Source organism: Herbaspirillum sp. WKF16, from assembly GCF_028993615.1.
In the GTDB taxonomy this organism is placed as follows: Bacteria; Pseudomonadota; Gammaproteobacteria; order Burkholderiales; family Burkholderiaceae_D; genus Herbaspirillum.
The window spans coordinates 3,170,691-3,187,660 of record NZ_CP118632.1 but is presented as its reverse complement, the minus strand read 5'-3'; the positions used below and the strand labels follow the sequence as shown (position 1 = coordinate 3,187,660).

14 protein-coding genes are annotated in these 16,970 nt (G+C 65.9%); 9 read left to right on the top strand and 5 right to left on the bottom strand.

The genetic code is table 11. The annotated features are described in order from the left end of the window. Positions 1 to 195: 195 nt before the first annotated feature. A complete protein-coding gene (locus Herbaro_RS14440; RefSeq protein ID WP_275010314.1) occupies positions 196 to 558 on the bottom strand; it encodes a hypothetical protein in 363 nt (120 codons plus the stop codon). A 174-nt stretch (positions 559 to 732) separates the two neighbouring features. Between Herbaro_RS14440 and Herbaro_RS14435 the strand changes: the two genes are divergently transcribed. Together Herbaro_RS14435 and Herbaro_RS14430 are read left to right on the top strand one after the other, a co-directional pair. Next, positions 733 to 2,253, top strand: a complete 1,521-nt coding sequence (locus tag Herbaro_RS14435) for an aminotransferase-like domain-containing protein (RefSeq protein ID WP_275010313.1) — start codon at positions 733 to 735, stop codon at positions 2,251 to 2,253. Between the two features lie 291 nt (positions 2,254 to 2,544). Further along, on the top strand, positions 2,545 to 3,888 hold the full coding sequence (locus tag Herbaro_RS14430; RefSeq protein WP_275010312.1) for a tetratricopeptide repeat protein: 1,344 nt from the start codon (positions 2,545 to 2,547) through the stop codon (positions 3,886 to 3,888). Between the two features lie 34 nt (positions 3,889 to 3,922). Here Herbaro_RS14430 and Herbaro_RS14425 read toward each other — a convergent pair whose 3' ends face one another. After that, a complete protein-coding gene (locus tag Herbaro_RS14425; protein WP_275010311.1) occupies positions 3,923 to 4,843 on the bottom strand; it encodes a sugar kinase in 921 nt (306 codons plus the stop codon). Between the two features lie 88 nt (positions 4,844 to 4,931). Further along, positions 4,932 to 6,224 carry an amino acid deaminase gene (locus Herbaro_RS14420; RefSeq protein WP_275010310.1) on the bottom strand — a complete coding sequence of 431 codons (1,293 nt, stop codon included), beginning with the start codon at positions 6,222 to 6,224 and terminating at the stop codon, positions 4,932 to 4,934. Positions 6,225 to 6,330: 106 nt separating this feature from the next. Here Herbaro_RS14420 and Herbaro_RS14415 point away from each other — a divergent pair, with 106 nt between their 5' ends. The 4 genes from Herbaro_RS14415 to Herbaro_RS14400 all read left to right on the top strand — a co-directional run bounded on the left by Herbaro_RS14415 (position 6,331) and on the right by Herbaro_RS14400 (position 10,681). Further along, a complete protein-coding gene (locus Herbaro_RS14415; RefSeq protein ID WP_275010309.1) occupies positions 6,331 to 7,215 on the top strand; it encodes a MurR/RpiR family transcriptional regulator in 885 nt (294 codons plus the stop codon). 1 nt (position 7,216) lies between these two features. Then, positions 7,217 to 8,722: an N-acyl-D-amino-acid deacylase family protein gene (locus tag Herbaro_RS14410; RefSeq protein ID WP_275010308.1), complete on the top strand. Its 1,506-nt coding sequence runs from the start codon at positions 7,217 to 7,219 to the stop codon at positions 8,720 to 8,722. A gap of 104 nt (positions 8,723 to 8,826) precedes the next feature. Beyond that, positions 8,827 to 9,210 carry a RidA family protein gene (locus tag Herbaro_RS14405; RefSeq protein WP_209608205.1) on the top strand — a complete coding sequence of 128 codons (384 nt, stop codon included), beginning with the start codon at positions 8,827 to 8,829 and terminating at the stop codon, positions 9,208 to 9,210. A 118-nt stretch (positions 9,211 to 9,328) separates the two neighbouring features. After that, entirely contained in the window at positions 9,329 to 10,681 is a 1,353-nt protein-coding gene (locus Herbaro_RS14400; protein WP_275010307.1) for a GntP family permease, read from the top strand. Positions 10,682 to 10,764: 83 nt separating this feature from the next. On the opposite strand, the gene Herbaro_RS14395 is transcribed toward Herbaro_RS14400, so the two are convergent. After that, entirely contained in the window at positions 10,765 to 11,289 is a 525-nt protein-coding gene (locus tag Herbaro_RS14395) for a hypothetical protein (RefSeq protein WP_275010306.1), read from the bottom strand. A 205-nt stretch (positions 11,290 to 11,494) separates the two neighbouring features. On the opposite strand from Herbaro_RS14395, the gene rpsO reads away from it, so the two are divergent. The 3 genes from rpsO to Herbaro_RS14380 all read left to right on the top strand — a co-directional run bounded on the left by rpsO (position 11,495) and on the right by Herbaro_RS14380 (position 15,815). Beyond that, the gene (gene rpsO / locus Herbaro_RS14390) at positions 11,495 to 11,764 is read left to right on the top strand and encodes a 30S ribosomal protein S15 (protein ID WP_275010305.1); all 270 of its coding nucleotides are present in this window, start codon (positions 11,495 to 11,497) and stop codon (positions 11,762 to 11,764) included. A 308-nt stretch (positions 11,765 to 12,072) separates the two neighbouring features. Beyond that, complete coding sequence (pnp, locus tag Herbaro_RS14385; RefSeq protein ID WP_275010304.1) at positions 12,073 to 14,211, top strand: polyribonucleotide nucleotidyltransferase; 2,139 nt, start codon at positions 12,073 to 12,075, stop codon at positions 14,209 to 14,211. 317 nt (positions 14,212 to 14,528) lie between these two features. Next, the gene (locus tag Herbaro_RS14380) at positions 14,529 to 15,815 is read left to right on the top strand and encodes an NAD(P)/FAD-dependent oxidoreductase (protein ID WP_275010303.1); all 1,287 of its coding nucleotides are present in this window, start codon (positions 14,529 to 14,531) and stop codon (positions 15,813 to 15,815) included. A 119-nt stretch (positions 15,816 to 15,934) separates the two neighbouring features. On the opposite strand, the gene Herbaro_RS14375 is transcribed toward Herbaro_RS14380, so the two are convergent. After that, positions 15,935 to 16,939 carry a DUF2891 domain-containing protein gene (locus Herbaro_RS14375; RefSeq protein ID WP_275010302.1) on the bottom strand — a complete coding sequence of 335 codons (1,005 nt, stop codon included), beginning with the start codon at positions 16,937 to 16,939 and terminating at the stop codon, positions 15,935 to 15,937. Positions 16,940 to 16,970: the final 31 nt, after the last annotated feature.

Sequence of the window (16,970 nt, the reverse complement as noted above, 5' to 3'; positions counted from 1 at the left end):
CTTCTTCTTCTGTGGATGAAGAAGTGTAATGGTTTTGGGGAAATATCTGCACATCTTCTCGGGCAGATTCGAAGAATTTATTCGGATTTGCTGACGGTAGGCAGGGAATGCGCGGGAAACCGCCCCCTCGTGGCAGGGTGGCGGGCATTGGCGGCCGAAAATGCCCGCGCGCCGATGCCGCCCCAGGCGCCCGGCTCAGCGCCGCGCCGGCGTCACGCCCAGCCTGGACGGCAGCAGGCGCAGCAGCTTGCCCCAGGCGCGTCGCCAGGCGTGGAGTTCGGGACGCAGGCACAGCACCTCGCCGCCCTGGCGGGCGACGATGTCGGCCCAGCCGGCCTGCTCGAAGCGCATGGACTGGCCGTCGCTGAGTTCGGTGCGGCGGATCCTCAGCTGATTGGCTTGCCAGTAAGGCGGCTCGGCGATGCTGGCCGCGGGCGCGTTGCAGACGATCAGGCTGCCGGCCGGCAGCCACACCAGCATGGTTTGGCCGGGCGCGAGCCTGAGCGTCTGGGTGGTGATGTCCTGGTCGGGAAGGGGGCGTTGGCGCGCGGTCTGCATGGCGATTCTCCGTCGGTTGGGTACGCTTGCAGTCTAAGGAGGCAGGCGCTTGCGCAACAGGCACAGGGAAAATCCGACTGCGTCGTAACAGGCGGCGATTTTTTGCTCTGTTACCGTTATTTTTAGAATACTCTGTATCTGTTCTGGTTTCTTCCACAAGAACATGATGCTGTTATGGATACCAGCCTGCTCATTCCCGACGCCCAAGCTTCCTCCCCACCCGCTCTTGCGGCCGCTCCTGCGGACGCGGCGGATGTCCGCATGCCGCTGTACCGGCGCCTGGCCGAGCACTACCAGGGCGCGATCCTGGCCGGCACCCTGGTCGCCGGCGACCGCATGCCCTCGGTGCGCGACCTGATGCGCCAGCACCAGGTCAGCCTGTCGACCGCGCTGCAGACGCTGCGCCATATGGAGGAGGGCGGCTGGCTGGAGGCGCGCCCGCGTTCGGGCTACTTCGTGCGCCAGCCGCGCCGCTCGGCGATCCGCCCGGTGCAGGAGCCCAAGAGCCTGGTGGCGATCGATCCGGCGCAATACGTCGGCATCCATGAAAAGGTGTCCAAGTACATCGCCCAGCGCCAGGCCAGCGCCCCGGCCATCGATCTGTCCGGCATGACCTGCGCGCCGGCGCTGTATGCCGTCGACACCCTCAAGCAAGCCGCCATCCGCGCGCTGCGCGAGCGGCCCGAGCTGCTGACCAGCGCCATGCCGCACAACGGCAACCACACCTTCCGCCAGGCCGTGGCGCGTCGCGCGCTCAACGCCGGCATGCGTATCGAGGCCGACGAGGTGGTGGTCACGCACGGCTGCATCGAAGCCCTCAACCTGGCGTTGCGCGCGGTGGCCGGGCCCGGCGACACCATCGCGGTGGAGTCGCCGACCTACTTCGGCTTGCTGCAGGCGCTGGAAAACCTGGGCATGAAGGCGCTGGAGATTCCCACCAGCCCGCATACCGGCATCTCGGCCGAGGCGCTGGAGCTGGCGGCGCGCACCTACGGCAACATCAAGGCGGTGGTGGTGGTGCCCAACCTGCAGAACCCGCTGGGCTGCATCATGCCCGACGCCAACAAGGACAAGCTGGTGCGCCTGTGCGAAGAGCTGCGCCTGCCGCTCATCGAGGACGACGCCTATACCGAGCTGGCCGACGGCAATGTCGCGCCTTCCACCCTGAAGAGCCGCGACCGCAGCGGCAACGTGATCTATTGCGTCTCCCTGAGCAAGGTGCTGGCGCCGGGCATGCGGCTGGGCTGGATGAACGGCGGCCGCTGGCACGAGCGGGTCAAGATGCTCAAGTTCACGCACACCCGCGCCAACGAGGAATGGACCCAGGTCACCGCCGCCGATTTCATCGCCAGCCCCGGCTACGACCGCCACCTGCGCCGCCTGCGCCAGCTGCTCAAGGAGCAGCGCGAGCGCATGGCCGAGGCGATCGCGGTCTACTTCCCCGAAGGCACGCGCCTGACCGTGCCCAACGGCGGCGTCGGGCTGTGGCTGGAGCTGCCGTCGCAGGTCTGCTCGCAGCAGCTGTTCGAGCGCGCGCTGGCCGAAGGCGTGGGGGTGTCGCCCGGCGCCATCTTCTCCAACTCCAATCGCTATGGCCACTTCCTGCGCATCTGCTGCGGCCATCCTTTCACCCGCGAACTGGACCAGGCGCTGCGCCAGCTGGGCCGCATCGGGCACAGCCTGGCGGACGGCTAGCGCGGCGCCAGGCGTTCTCGCGCCGTTTCCGGAAAGCCGCCTGCGGGCGGCTTTTTTCTTGCCTGCCGCCGACGCGGGCGGACTGGCCGCCCCGGTCATTGGGGGCGCCAGGCGCATCTTTGGGCTGCAAAGCCGAAGGATTAGGCATTGCCAACGCACCAATTCTCGCCAACAATCGCAAAGAAATGTAAAGACGCTGTACACTGGCTGCGCCTGCGGCAGGCCTGCGCGGCTGCGCCAGCTTGGGGTCTTGGACTGTTTTTCTTGGATGCTCTGGATCGGGATTACGCTATGCAATCGCTACAATCGCCCTCGGACCTTCAACCGGCGCCGCTCGCGCAACTGCAGCAGGGCATCGACGCCCACATGGCCGGCCGCCTGGACGAAGCCGCCGCCATCTACGAGGCGGTGCTGGAAGATGATCCTATCCAGCCGGTCGCGCTGCATTACTACGGCATCTGGCTGCACCAGGTAGGGCGGCATGACGAGGCGGTCGAGAAACTGATGCTGTCCTGCGCGCTGGAGTCCGAGGACGCTTCCTGGCAGAACGACCTGGGCAACGTGCTGTTCGCGCTGGGCCGCCTGGAGGAGGCCGAACTGGCCTATGCCGATGCGCTGGCGATCACCCCGCAGGACCACACGATCTGGAACAACCTGGGCGCCACCCAGCTGCAGCTGCAGAAGACCGCCGAGGCCACCGGCTCGTTCGAGCGCGCCGTCGCCATCGATCCCGGCTTCGTGCCGGCGCTCTTGCACCTGGGCGGCATCTTCGAGGCCGCCGGCGACAAGATGCAGGCGTCGCACTACCAATGCCGCGCCTATGTGCTGCCGCCGCTGGAGGGCAAGTCCAAGGAGATGCTGGGGATTTCCTTCTATTTCCTGGGGCGCCTGCAGGAGGCGGCCGAGGCCTACCGCGCCTGGCTGGCCGATGAGCCGGACAATCCGGTCGCGGCCCACATGCTGGCCGCCTGCTCGCAGGACGACGTGCCGCAGCGCGCCTCCGACCGCTACATCGAATTCCACTTCGACCGCTATGCCGACACCTTCGAGGCCAACCTTCTGGAGAGCCTGGGCTATCGCGGCCCGCGCCTGATCGGCGAGGGCCTGGGCATGGTGGCGCAACCGGCGCGCCAGTTCGAGGCGCTCGACATCGGCTGCGGCACCGGCCTGTGCGGCCCTTACATGGCGCCGTTCTCGCACCGCATCACCGGCGTCGACCTGGCCGGCAAGATGCTGGCCAAGGCCGCCGCCGCGGGCCACTATGCGCAGCTGGAAAAAGCCGAGATCGGCGACTACCTGGCGCGCAATCCGCTGTCCTGCGACCTGGTGACGGCGGCCGACACCATGATCTATTTCGGCGACCTGGGGAGCGTGTTCCGCGACGTCGCCGGCGCCTTGCGCCGCGATGGCTACTTCATCTTCACGGTGGAGGCGGTGACGCCGCAGGACCAGGCGCCCTCAGGCTTCTGCCTGCACGCCAGCGGCCGCTACCGGCACAGCCGCGACTATGTGCACCTGCATTTGAAGAACAGCGGAATGGAAGTAGTGCACGACAGCCAGCAGATCCTGCGCGAGGAGATCCGCCAGTCGGTGGCGGGCATGCTGTTCGTGGCCAGGCGCACGGAGCAGGCGTAGCGACGCCGGCCTGGTCCGTGTCGGGGGATGTGAGTCAGGCCGCCTTCAGGGCGGCTTCGACTTTCTGGCGGGTGGGAATGGGTTCGACCGCGCCATAGCCGGTGGTCGAGAGCGCCGCCGCCACATTGGCGTAGCGCGCGGCGGCGAAGGGGTCGCGTCCCGCCACCAGCTCGGCCACGAAAGCGCCGCCGAAGCAGTCGCCGGCGCCGGTCGCATCCAGCGCCTCGACCGTGTAGGGCGCCACCATGCGGCGCTCATCGGGCGTGGCCACATAGCAGCCTTCGCGACCCAGCTTGAACGCCACCAGCTTGACGCCATACGAGAGCAGCAGGTCGACGATGGCGTCGCGGTCTTCCAGTCCCGTCAGCATCGATACATCCTCCCAGCTCGGCAGGCAGATGTCGCACAGCTTGAAGGCGTCGGTCATCTTTTCGCGGGCGCGTTCCAGCGGCCACAGGCGCAGCCGCAGGTTGGTGTCCAGCGAGGTCAGCACGCCGTGGCGGCGCGCGTGCGCCATCGCCGCCAGGCCGGCGTCGCAGGCGCTTTCGCTGATGGCCAGGCTGATGCCCGACAGGTGCAGCACGCGGGCTTGCTCGATGGCGGCCAACGGCAGCTGTTGCGGGGCAAAGCGGCTGGCCGCGGAACCGGCGCGCAGGTAATGGAAGTGGTGGCCGGCGTCGTTGTGGGTGACGAAGTAGATGCCGGTGGAGACGCCTTGCTGCACGCCGACATGTTCGGTGTCGACGCGCTCGGCCTGCCACAGGTCAAGCAGGCTGCGGCCGAAATGATCGTCGCCCACGGCGCTGATATAGCCGCTGTCGGCGCCCTGGCGCGCGGCGGCGATGGCGAAGTTGGAGGTGTCGCCGCCGAAGCCTTCGAGGTAGTTGCGCGGCGTCTTGATGCTCTGGTTGAATTCCACCATCGCTTCGCCGTAGGCGAGGATCTTGTTGCTCATGTTCTTTGCTGTGCGTTCAGGGAGTTGCGCCGCGCCGCCTGGCGCAATTGACGCAGGCGACGGATGGCGCGAAAGCCTAACAGGATTTTCAGAAGAAGGTCTGGACCACGTCGATCACATCGAACTTGCCATCCACCACCGGCAGGTGGCGCCACTTGTCGAAGGTCAGGCAGGGGTGCGAGATGTCGAAGGCGATCATGTCGCCGACCTTGATGTCGTCGCCGGCGGCGATCTTCAGGTAGGCGTGCTGATCCATCATGCCGGTCACTTCCCAGTGCGCCGGCGTGGCCAGCGGCCGGCTGTCGCGGCCCGGGCGGAACAGCGACACCGGCAGCGGCAGGCCGGCATCGAAGGCGGCGTCGCGCTTGCCCAGCGCAATGATGGCCTTGTCGGCCTCGGGGATCGATTGCACATAGGCCCACAGTTGCAGCGCCGGCTGCAGCTGGCTGCGCATGCTGTGCGCCACCCGGTTGCGCACCTGGATCTGCGCCTGGGCGGCGCGATAGATGCCGACGTCATGCGTCAGGTAACAGCCCGGGCGCAGCACCACGTCCAGCGGCTGGCCGATGTCGGCCTGGGCAAACTCTTCGGCCACCACGTCGTACCAGGCCGAGCCGGCGCCGGTCAGCACCGCCGGACCGCGCGCGGCGCGCTTGGCCAGCAGGCCCTGCTGCGCGAGATCCTTGACGCAGGCCACTGCGCGCTGCAGGAAGCGGCGGATGTCGGCTTCTTCCTTGAGCACGCCTTCATACACCTCCACGCCGGCCAGCGCGATGCTGTCCCAGCGCTTGACCGCCTCCAGCACCGCCGCCTGCTGCGCGTCGTCGCGCACGCCGGTGCGTCCGCCCGCGGGGCCCAGCTCCAGCAGCACGTTCAGGGTTTGATGGCGTTCGGCGAAGAAGCTGCCGAGCTGGTCCACCAGGTCGGCCGAGTCGACCAGGCAAAAGAATTCGAAGGAAGGATCGGCCAGCAGCTCCGAGATGATCGCCATGTTGCGTTTGCCCACCAGCTGGTTGGCCATGATCACGCGGCGCACGCCGTGGCGATAGCCGGCCAGGGTCTGGTGCGCGGTAGCCAGGGTGATGCCCCAGGCGCCGGTGTCGAGCTGGCGCTTGAACAGCTTGGGCGCCATGGTGGTCTTGCCGTGCGGGGCCAGCTTGACCTTGTACTGGCCGACGAAATCCTGCATCCACTTGAGGTTGTGCGCCAGTTTCTCTTCGTAGAGAACCGCGGCCGGCAGGCTGATGTCTTCGTTGAGCAGGTTCCACTGCACCGAGCCGGCCTCTTGCGGCGCCAGCGGCTGCTGCAACGGTCCCAGGCCCTTGTTTACAGGGTCGATGATGCCGGTCTGATAAGCAATTTGGTAGTTTGTATCATTCATCGCAATTATTCCTGTAAAAATTGGATTGACGTAATAATACCCATGAATTTACTATGTTTGCGCTGTGTTAGTAAATAACATAAATAATTTAGGGAAACACTTTCGCATGGCGCAGACCTTGGACATCGTCTCCCGCATCACAGAACGCAGCAGCACGCTGCGCCTGGCCGAACAGAAGGTCGCCGAGGCCATCCTCGGGGATCTATCGAGCGCGGCCAGCGCCAGCATCGGCGAGCTGGCGGCCAAGGCCGGCGTGTCGGTGGCCAGCGTGACGCGCTTCGCCAAGGCGATGGGCTGCCGCGACGTGCGCGAGTTCAAGTTCCTGCTGGCGCAGGCGGTGGCGGTGGGGCAGCGCTTCTTCGACGGCGCCAAGGCAGTGGTCTCCGAGCAGCCGCCGGAACTGGCCGACCAGGTCTACAACGATATCCACGCGGTGCTGGAGCTCAACCGCGCCATGCTCAATCCCGACATGCTGATGGCGGCCGCGGCGCTGCTGCTGGAGGCGCGCATGATCTACTGCTTCGGCATGGGCGGCGGCTCGACCATGATGTCGGACGAGGCACGCTACCGCCTGGTGCGCCTGGGCCGGCCGATCGCCACCTACCACGACGCCATCCTGCAAAAGATGGTGGCCGCCACGCTGGACAAGAACGACGTGCTGCTGGTCTTCTCCGCCACCGGCAACGTGCCCGAGCTGCTGGCCAACTGCGAGGTGGCGCACGAATACGGCGTCAAGATCGTCGCCATCACCGCGCTCGGTTCGCCCCTGGCGAAAATCGCCGACGTGCTGCTGCCGATCAAGACGCTGGAGACCGACCTGATTTTCAAACCGTCCTCATCACGCTACGCGATGATGGTGACGCTCGACATGCTGGTGCTGGAACTGGCCTTGCTGCAGAAGGAAAGCAGCCAGGAACGCCTGCGCCGGCTGAAATACGTGCTCGACACGCATCGCGGCGGCGGCGATCGCCACCAGCCGCTGGGAGACTGACATGACCACTCAATCCGCATCCTCCACCGGACGCTGCGACATCCTGATCCGCAACGCCCTCATCATCGACGGTTCCGGCGCCGAGCCCCGGCCGGCCGACGTCGCCGTAAGCGCCGGCCGCATCGCCGCCATCGGCCAGCTCTCCGGCTGGCAGGCCGGCGAGACCATCGACGCCACCGGCCGGGTGCTCGCGCCCGGCTTCATCGACGCCCACACCCACGACGACACCAACGTCATCCGCACCCCCGAGATGTTTCCCAAGCTCTCGCAGGGCGTGACCACGGTGGTGGTCGGCAACTGCGGCATCAGCGCCGCGCCGGTGTCGCTGAAGGGCGATCCGCCGGATCCGATGAACCTGCTGGGCAAGTCCGAGGCCTTCAGCTATCCGACCTTCGCCGGCTACGTCGACGCCGTCAATGCCGCGCGCCCCTCCATCAACGTCGCCGCGCTGGTGGGCCACACCGCGCTGCGCAACAATCACATGGATCGCCTGGACCGCGCCGCCAGCGAAGAGGAGATCGCCGCCATGCGCGCGCAGCTGCGCGAGGCGCTGGAGCATGGGGCGCTGGGCCTGTCCACCGGCCTGGCCTACGGCAACGCGATCAACGCGCCGACTGCGGAAGTGCTGTCGCTGGCCGAACCGCTGGCCGAGTTCGGCGCGATGTACGCGACCCACCTGCGCAGCGAGTTCGCCGACATCCTCGACGCCATGGATGAAGCCTTCCGCATCGGCAAGCACGCGCGCGTGCCGGTGGTGATTTCTCACCTGAAGTGCGCCGGCGTCGAGAACTGGGGACGCAGCAGCGAGGTGCTGCAGGCGCTGGATGCGGCCGGCAAGCACCAGCACGTGGGCTGCGACTGCTATCCCTATACCGCCAGCTCGTCGACGCTGGACCTGAAGCAGGTCACCTCCGACTACGATATCCAGGTCACCTGGTCCGAGCCGCATCCGGAGCAGGGCGGCAAGATGTTGAAGCAGATCGCCGCCGAATGGCAGGTCGACCTGCACGCCGCCGCCGCGCGCCTGATGCCGGCCGGCGCGGTCTACCACTGCATGTCGGACGACGACGTCAACCGCATCCTGTCGCACCCGGCCACCGTGGTCGGCTCCGACGGCCTGCCCAACGACCCGCTGCCGCACCCTCGCCTGTGGGGCGCCTTCCCGCGCGTGCTGGGCTATTACAGCCGCGAGCAGAAGCTGTTCTCGCTGGCCGTCGCGGTGCGCAAGATGACCGGCCTGTCGGCGCTGCGCTTCGGCCTGCACGAGCGCGGCTTCGTGCGCGAAGGCTATTGGGCCGACCTGGTGCTGTTCGACGCCGACACCATCCGCGACGCCGCCAGCTTCACCGACCCGATGCAGCCGGCGCACGGCATCGACCTGGTGTGGGTCAACGGCAAGCTGGCCTACAACGGCCGCGACAAGAAGGCGACGGGCGAACGCGCCGGCCGCTTCCTGGCGCGCCAGGCGCGCGAGCGCGAGTCGGAGCAGGCCTTCGCCGAGGCGTGAGCCGACGGCAGGGCGCAGGAGAATTCGAAGAGCAACAAGATCAAGCCAATCGGAAACGAAATGTCCCTCACGGGCGCATTCATTTTTTTAGCAAAGGAGCAGTAATGAGCATTCAACGATATGGTGTGGAAGGCGGCAGCGGCACCGGCGGCCAGCATCTTCCGTTCGCGCGCGCGGTAGCGGCCGACGGCTGGCTGTATGTGTCGGGCCAGGTGGCGATGGTCAACGGCGAGGTGATCGACGGCGGCATCGTCGCCCAGTCGCACCAGGCCATCCAGAACGTGCTGGCGATCCTCAAGGAAGCCGGCTACGGTCCCGAACACGTGGTGCGTTGCGGCGTCTGGCTGGACGACGCGCGCGACTTCCAATCCTTCAACAAGGTCTTCAAGGAATACTTCGGCGCCAACCCGCCGGCGCGCGCCTGCGTGGTGTCGAGCATGGTGGTGGATTGCAAGGTCGAGGTCGACTGCGTGGCGTTCAAACGCTGATCGGCAATGTATCGATGGCGGGCGCTGCGGCGCCTTCCGCGCATTTTTGTTTTGAAAAGATGCCGACAGGGGAAGCAAGTCGTCGGCCGGTGTTTTAACTTCCTAAGAGGAGATTCAAATGGAAGCTGTACAGGGAAGCGCGCTGCTGGTGTACGCGCTGGTGGCGGTGATCGCGCTGATCGTGCTGATCGCCAAGTTCAAGATGAACCCGTTCATCGTGCTGATCGTGGTGTCGCTGGTGCTGGGCCTGGCCGTCGGCATGCCGATGGGCAATATCGTCAAGGCCTTTGAAACGGGCGTGGGCGGCGCGCTGGGGCACATCGCGCTGGTGGTGGGCCTGGGCACGATGCTGGGCAAGATGATGGCCGAGTCGGGCGGCGCCGAGCGCATCGCCAACACCATGATCAAGGCCTTCGGCGAGAAGAACGTGCACTGGGCGATGATGGTCGTGGCCTTCATCGTCGGCTTGCCGGTGTTCTTCGAAGTCGGTTTCGTGCTGCTGGTGCCGATCGCCTTCAACGTGGCCAAGCGCACCGGCACTAACATGGTGCTGGTGGGCATCCCGATGGTGGCCGGCCTGTCGGTCGTGCACGGCCTGATCCCGCCGCACCCGGCGGCGCTGCTGGCGGTCACCGCCTATAGCGCGGATATCGGCCGCACCATCCTGTATGCGCTGATCGTGGGTATCCCGACCGCCATCATCGCCGGTCCGATCTTCGGCAAGCTGATCTCCAAGGTGGTGATCCCCAATCCGGACAATCCGCTGATCTCGCAGTTCGTCGACGACAGCAAGAAGGATCGCCAGCTGCCCGGCTTCGGCATCACGCTGTTCACCATCCTGTTGCCGGTGGCGCTGATGCTGATCGGCAGCTGGGCCGACCTGTTCTTCGCGCCCAAGAGCTTCGCCAACGACTTCCTGCGCCTGATCGGCAACTCCGTGATCGCGCTGCTGATCGCCACGCTGGTCAGCTTCTGGACCTTCGGCAAAGCGCGCGGCTTCGGCGCCGACCAGATCCTGAAGTTCACCAACGAATGCCTGGCGCCGATCGCCAGCATCACCCTGGTGGTGGGAGCCGGCGCCGGCTTCGGCCGCATCCTGATGGACGGCGGCGTATCCAAGGCCATCGTCGGCATCGCCACCGATGCGCACCTGTCGCCGCTGCTGCTGGGCTGGTTCGTGGCCGCGCTGATCCGCGTGGCGACCGGTTCGGCTACGGTGGCGATGACCACCGCCTGCGGCATCGTGGCGCCCATCGTCTCCTCGGTCGGCGGCACCCGCCCCGAGCTGATGGTGCTGGCCACCGGCGCCGGCTCGCTGATCCTGTCGCACGTCAACGACGGCGGCTTCTGGCTGGTGAAGGAATACTTCAACATGACCGTGCCGCAGACCTTCAAGACCTGGACCGTGATGGAGACCCTGGTCTCCGTGGTGGCGTTGCTGTTGACGCTGGCCCTGGCGACCGTGGTCTGATCGCTGTCTCCCGCGACAAAAAAATGCCGCCCGGATAAAACCGGGCGGCATTTTTCATTGGATCCTGGCGCCCGGCGCCCGTATCAGAACGGGAAGCGCGAATCGTCGAAGCGCGGGTCGGGCCCGTTCTCGACCTTTTGCACGATGCCGTTGTCGTCGAAGTAGACCGTCATCTGCGAATTCCATACGCCGCTTTCCTTGAAGCCGTAGTTCCAGGCATCGAAGGGGATGCGGGCGTAGCGGGTGATCTCGGTCGGGCGGCCTACGCGCGCCAGCACATCCTGCTTGGTGTCCTGCTTGACGCGGATGGCGCGGAAGTTCTCCAGGGTCCAGACTTGCTGGTAGGAAATCAGGCGGTGGTCGGGTCCGATGCGCGCCATATACTGGTACTGGCCGAAGGCGCCGGCGCCGTATTCGAACAGGCGCGTGTTGCCATCCTGATAAACATTGGTCGGCGCGCCCAGCCGTGTGAGCACCTGTTCCTCCGATTCGCCCGGGGCGACCGGCGGCTGCAGCAGCGCGGCGCAGCCGGAGAGCAGGGACATCGCCAGCAGGGCCGCGGCCAGCGCCGCGCGGCGGGGTTTGAACAAAGGGGCGGGGAAATTCATGTAGGGTCGTCCTGGAAATGTTGCCGCGGGGGCATTGCCGCGCGCAGGCCCGGGGCCGCTGCGGCCGTCTCTAAGTGTTTGAATAAAATGGATTTTGCTATATACTTCCGCGTCTGGCCATTTTGGCCGGATTTCAATTCTTTAGTTCACGGTATGCAGGGCCTCGTCTGAACGCTCCGCACACCGCTTGTGAAAGGTAAATAGCATGTCCATCGAAAAAGCAGCCAAGGCTGCCATTATCTCCGATAACGCCCGCGGCACGAACGACACCGGTTCACCGGAAGTGCAAGTCGCACTGCTGACCGCGCGCATCAACGACCTGAACGGCCACTTCAAGGCCCACAGCAAGGATCACCACTCCCGCCGCGGCCTGATCAAGATGGTCAACCGTCGCAAGAGCCTGCTGTCCTACCTGAAGGGCAAGGACGCCGACCGTTACCGCGCCCTGATCGAAAAGCTCGGTCTGCGTAAGTAATTTGACTCCGCGTCTCCATCCGGTTTCCGGGTCATGAACAGAATGCCTGCGTCACTCGTTGACGCGGGCATTTTGTTTTTTACGATTCCGTAACCTGATCGGCAGGCGCCGCCCATGGCGGGCTGAATTCGTTCTTGTTGCATCGTTTTGTTTCATCGTGGCGCAGTACCGGCCGCGTTCGTCGTAAGCCTCCGGTTCTGCCGGCGGCTGTGGTGAGGTGAACGACAGCGCCTGAAAATCTGTCGGCAAAAGGAAGTCGCGCACCGCGGACACAGTCGGGGCCGGCTCCATAAAAGAAAGGAAATACCGTGTTCAATAAAGTTAGCAAGACCTTCCAGTACGGCCAGCATCAGGTGACCCTGGAAACCGGCGAGATCGCCCGCCAGGCGTCCGGCGCCGTGCTGGTGTCGATCGAAGACACCGTGATCCTGGCAACCGTGGTGGCGCGCAAGGATGCCAAGCCCGGCCAGGATTTCTTCCCGCTGACCGTCGACTACATCGAAAAGACCTACGCTGCAGGCCGCATCCCCGGCGGCTTCTTCAAGCGCGAAGGCAAGCCCTCCGAAAAGGAAACCCTGACGTCGCGCCTGATCGATCGCCCGATCCGCCCGCTGTTCCCGGAAGGCTATCTGAACGAAGTGCAGGTGATCGTGCACGTGCTGTCGGTCAACCCTGAAATCGATCCCGACATCCCCGCGATCATCGGCTCCTCGGCTGCGCTGTCGCTGGCCGGCATTCCGTTTGGCGGCCCGGTGGGCGCAGCCCGCGTGGGCTACATCGACGGCCAGTACGTGCTGAACCCGACCGTCTCGCAACTGAAGTCCTCGCAGCTGAACCTGGTGGTGGCCGGTACCGAAGCGGCCGTGCTGATGGTCGAATCCGAAGCCGAGCAACTGTCCGAAGAAGTGATGCTGGGCGCAGTCGTGTTCGGCCACGAGCAATCGAAGGCCGTGATCGACGCCATCCATGAACTGGTGCGCGACGGCGGCAAGCCGGAAGTGCAGTGGACGCCGCCGGCCAAGAACGAGGCGCTGATCGCGCGCGTCTCGCAACTGGCCGAAGGCCCGCTGCGCGAGGCCTACCAGACCAAGGACAAGCAAGCCCGCACCGAGAAGCTCAAGGCCGTGTCGGCGCAAGTCAACGAGACGCTGGTGGCTGAAGCCGCATCCGGCGGCGGCGTTGCAGCCGATGCCGCTGAAGTCGGTTCGATCCTGTTCGACCTGGAAGCCAAGATCGTGCGTTCGCAGATCCTGGAAGGCGAACCGCGCATCGACGGCCGCGACACCCGCACCGTGCGTCCGATCTCGATCCGTACCGGCGTGCTGCCGCGTACCCACGGCTCGGCCCTGTTCACCCGTGGCGAAACCCAGGCGCTGGTCGTGGCCACCCTCGGCACCGCGCGCGACGAGCAGAAGATCGACAGCATCCTGGGCGAGTACACCGACCGCTTCATGCTCCACTACAACATGCCTCCGTTCGCCACCGGCGAAACCGGTCGCGTCGGCACCCCGAAGCGCCGCGAAATCGGTCACGGCCGCCTGGCCAAGCGCGCGCTGCTGGCCGCGCTGCCGGCTGCCGACGAGTTCAGCTACTCGGTGCGCCTGGTCTCCGAAATCACCGAATCCAACGGCTCCTCGTCGATGGCCTCGGTGTGCGGCGGCTGCCTGGCCCTGATGGATGCCGGCGTGCCGATGAAGGCGCACGTCGCCGGCATCGCCATGGGCCTGATCAAGGAAGGCAACAAGTTCGCCGTCCTGACCGACATCCTGGGCGATGAAGATCACCTGGGCGACATGGACTTCAAGGTAGCCGGCACCGCCGAAGGCGTCACCGCGCTGCAGATGGACATCAAGATCCAGGGCATCACCAAGGAAATCATGCAGGTGGCGCTGGAGCAGGCCAAGGAAGCCCGCCAGCACATCCTGGGCAAGATGCAGGAAGCCGTGCCGGCCGGCCGCGCCGAGCTGTCCGACTTCGCGCCGCGCCTGATCACCATCAAGATCAACCCTGAGAAGATCCGCGACGTGATCGGCAAGGGCGGCGCCGTGATCCGCGCGCTGACCGAAGAAACCGGCACCCAGATCGACATCAGCGACGAAGGCGTGGTTACCATCGCCTCCGTGGATGCGTCGGCCGGCCAGGAAGCCAAGCGCCGCATCGAAGAGCTGACCGCATCGGTCGAAGTGGGCAAGGTCTACGAAGGCACCGTCCTGAAGCTGCTGGACTTCGGCGCCATCGTCCAGGTCCTGCCGGGCAAGGATGGCCTGCTGCACATCAGCCAGATCGCCAACGAGCGCGTCAACGCGGTCGCCGACTACCTGTCGGAAGGCCAGCAAGTGCGCGTCAAGGTTCTGGAGACCGATGACCGCGGCCGCCTGAAGCTGTCGATGAAGGCTGCCCAAGCCGACGAATCCTCGGGTGCCCCGGCGCCCCAGGACGCGCAGTAATCAGGCGTCTCGTCCGGCCCCGGCCGGACGTCCGTTGACGGAGAAATCCCCCGTGGCCGCAAGGTCACGGGGGATTTTTCTTGGCCGCGCGCGCCTGGCGCTGATGGGCTGGGGCAAAGTGGCCAAGTGCTTTCGAACCAAAAGTGTGCGATTCTGTCCGTCTGCATTGAGAGAGATCAATTTGTCTCGCGACGGCGCATTCCAGGGGAGGCGCGGCCGCGCGATGCAGGCGCATCCGAATAGAGAGTAGGGGACATCGCCGCGGCCGGCCTCATCTGCCGCAGGCATAAAAACTATTTACTTTTGAAAGGAAGGCAATGCCCCACGTAGTCATCATCGGCTGTGGTTTCGGTGGACTGGCCGCCGCCCGGGAGCTGGCCGGCGCCGACGTGCGCATCACCATGATCGATCGCAGCAACCACCACCTGTTCCAGCCGCTGCTGTACCAGGTGGCCACGGCCGGGCTGTCGGCGCCGGCCATCAGCGCGCCGATCCGCGCCATCCTCGCGCAGCAGCGCAACCTCACCACGCTGATGGCGGCCGTGACCGCCATCGACACGTCCGCCCGGACGGTCGCGCTGGAGGACGGGAGTTCGATCGCCTACGATCACCTCATCGTCGCCGCCGGCTCCACCCACAGCTATTTCGGCCGCGATGAATGGGCGCGCCTGGCGCCGGGCCTGAAGACCCTGGAAGACGCCTTCGAGATCCGCAAGCGCATCCTGATGGCCTTCGAGTATGCCGAGCGCGAGACCGACGCGCGGCGGCGCCAGGAGTGGCTGACCTTCACCGTCATCGGCGGCGGCGCCACCGGCGTGGAGATGGCCGGCACGCTGGTCGAGATCGCCCGCCACACGCTCTCCGGCGAGTTCCGCAACATCGATCCGCATTCGGCGCGGGTGGTCTTGATCGAGGGTTCCGACCGCATCCTCGGCGCCTATCCGCCGGACCTCTCGGAGAAGGCGCGCGAGCAGCTGCAAAAACTCGGCGTGGACGTGCGTACCGGCAGCCGCGTGGTGCATATCGATGAAACCTGCGTGCGCTATGCCAACTTCGACGGCGAGCAGACGCTGGCCTCGCGCACCGTGATCTGGTCGGCTGGCGTGGCGGCATCGCCGCTGGGCAAATCGCTGGGTGTGGCGCTCGATCGCGCGGGCCGGGTGCCGGTCTCGCCCGAGCTCAACATCGCCGGTCGCGACGAGGTGTACGTGATCGGCGACCTCGCCGCCGCGCAGTCCGATGGGCAACCGGTGCCAGGCGTCTCGCCGGCAGCCAAACAGATGGGCCGCGTGGCCGCGCGCAACATCAAGCACCGCATCGCCGGCCGCGCGCCGGAGAGCTTCACCTACGCGGACTACGGCTCGCTGGCCACCATCGGCCGCAAGGCGGCCATCGCCATGGTCGGCAAGCTCAAGTTCTCGGGCTATCCGGCGTGGCTGTTCTGGCTCTTCGTGCACGTCTACTTCCTGATCGGTTTTCGCAACCGGCTGATGGTGATGACCGACTGGGCCTGGGCCTACCTCACCTTCAAGCGCAGCGCGCGGGTGATCTCGGCGACCATGCAGGAGCGGCGGGACGAGCCGCGCAAACCATCGATGGAATAGGGCCCGCCAACATCGGGTCGAAAGCAAAAGGCCTCCATGCAAGAATGCATGGAGGCCTTTTTATCTTTGGAGAGTCGTTCCTGCTTGCGCAGGAGCGGCAGGCCGAGGGACGCGGCGGTTCAGCCTTCCAGCGCCAGCAGCGCGAAGCTGGCCAGCCAGTGGCCGCCGCTGTAGTGGCTGCCCACCACCTGGCCGATCGAGGCCTGGATGTGGCGCTCCACCGAGGCGCCGATGGCGGCGCGCGCGGGATGGTCGGCGTGCAGGTGGCGCAGGATGTTCTTCATGCACCAGGCGCGCGACAGGTTCAGGCCGTCGAGGTGGGCGATCTTGGGATCGGTCGGGTCCGACACGTGGGCTGGTTCCATGATCTGCGCGATCTCGGCAACGCGCGGCAGGTACTTGTCGAACCAGGCCTGGAAGGCGCCGTCCGGCAGCGCCTTGGTCATCAGCAGCGCTTCGGTCAGGCCGCCGGAGATGTACTCGTCGCCGCCCGGTTCAAAGTGCGCGGGATAGTCGGCGTCGTTGCCGTAGTAGCGGCGCGAGGCCTCGACGATGACGCTCTCCAGTTCGCCGTCCTGGACGTGGCGCGCGTAATCCAGCGACAGCGCCAACGCGAACGCCGTGTTGTAGTGGGTGCCGACGCGGATCGGATAGCTCAGCTTGGCGAGGTACTCCAGCAGGCGGCGGCGGATCTCGGTCGTCAGCGGCTGCATCGCCGCGCGCCATGCTGCGGCGTTCGGCAAGGCCGATTGCGCCAGTTCCTGGTCCAGCGCCAGGATCCAGCCGAAGCCGTAGGGACGCTCGAAGGGAGCGCGGCCGGGAGCGCGGAAGTAGTCGGTCTCACGCTCCATCAGCTCGGGCGTGAAATGCTCATCGAAGATGGCGGCGATCTCGGCCTTGGCCGGCAGCTCGGGGTAAAGGTGCACGCAGCGCAGCAGCAGCCAGAAGCCGTGCACGGCGGAGTGCCAGTCGTAGCAGCCGTAGAACACCGGGTGCAGCGCGCGCGGCGAGAGCACGTCCTGCTCGCTGTTGAGCACGTGCATGATGTGGTTGGGATATTCCTGGCGCAGGTAGCCGAGGGGCATGCGGGCGAAGGCTTCGGCCTGCTGGATGGTCAGTTGCATGGGGACTCCTTGAAGCGATGGGGACTGTCTG

Coding starts and splice junctions, on each gene's coding strand:
- Herbaro_RS14400 (WP_275010307.1), top strand. CDS start 9,329: ATGGAAGCTGTACAGGGAAGCGCGCTGCTGGTGTACGCGCTGGTGGCG.
- Herbaro_RS14405 (WP_209608205.1), top strand. CDS start 8,827: ATGAGCATTCAACGATATGGTGTGGAAGGCGGCAGCGGCACCGGCGGC.
- Herbaro_RS14380 (WP_275010303.1), top strand. CDS start 14,529: ATGCCCCACGTAGTCATCATCGGCTGTGGTTTCGGTGGACTGGCCGCC.
- Herbaro_RS14435 (WP_275010313.1), top strand. CDS start 733: ATGGATACCAGCCTGCTCATTCCCGACGCCCAAGCTTCCTCCCCACCC.
- Herbaro_RS14375 (WP_275010302.1), bottom strand. CDS start 16,939: ATGCAACTGACCATCCAGCAGGCCGAAGCCTTCGCCCGCATGCCCCTC.
- Herbaro_RS14410 (WP_275010308.1), top strand. CDS start 7,217: ATGACCACTCAATCCGCATCCTCCACCGGACGCTGCGACATCCTGATC.
- Herbaro_RS14415 (WP_275010309.1), top strand. CDS start 6,331: ATGGCGCAGACCTTGGACATCGTCTCCCGCATCACAGAACGCAGCAGC.
- Herbaro_RS14420 (WP_275010310.1), bottom strand. CDS start 6,224: ATGAATGATACAAACTACCAAATTGCTTATCAGACCGGCATCATCGAC.
- Herbaro_RS14425 (WP_275010311.1), bottom strand. CDS start 4,843: ATGAGCAACAAGATCCTCGCCTACGGCGAAGCGATGGTGGAATTCAAC.
- Herbaro_RS14395 (WP_275010306.1), bottom strand. CDS start 11,289: ATGAATTTCCCCGCCCCTTTGTTCAAACCCCGCCGCGCGGCGCTGGCC.
- Herbaro_RS14430 (WP_275010312.1), top strand. CDS start 2,545: ATGCAATCGCTACAATCGCCCTCGGACCTTCAACCGGCGCCGCTCGCG.
- rpsO (WP_275010305.1), top strand. CDS start 11,495: ATGTCCATCGAAAAAGCAGCCAAGGCTGCCATTATCTCCGATAACGCC.
- Herbaro_RS14440 (WP_275010314.1), bottom strand. CDS start 558: ATGCAGACCGCGCGCCAACGCCCCCTTCCCGACCAGGACATCACCACC.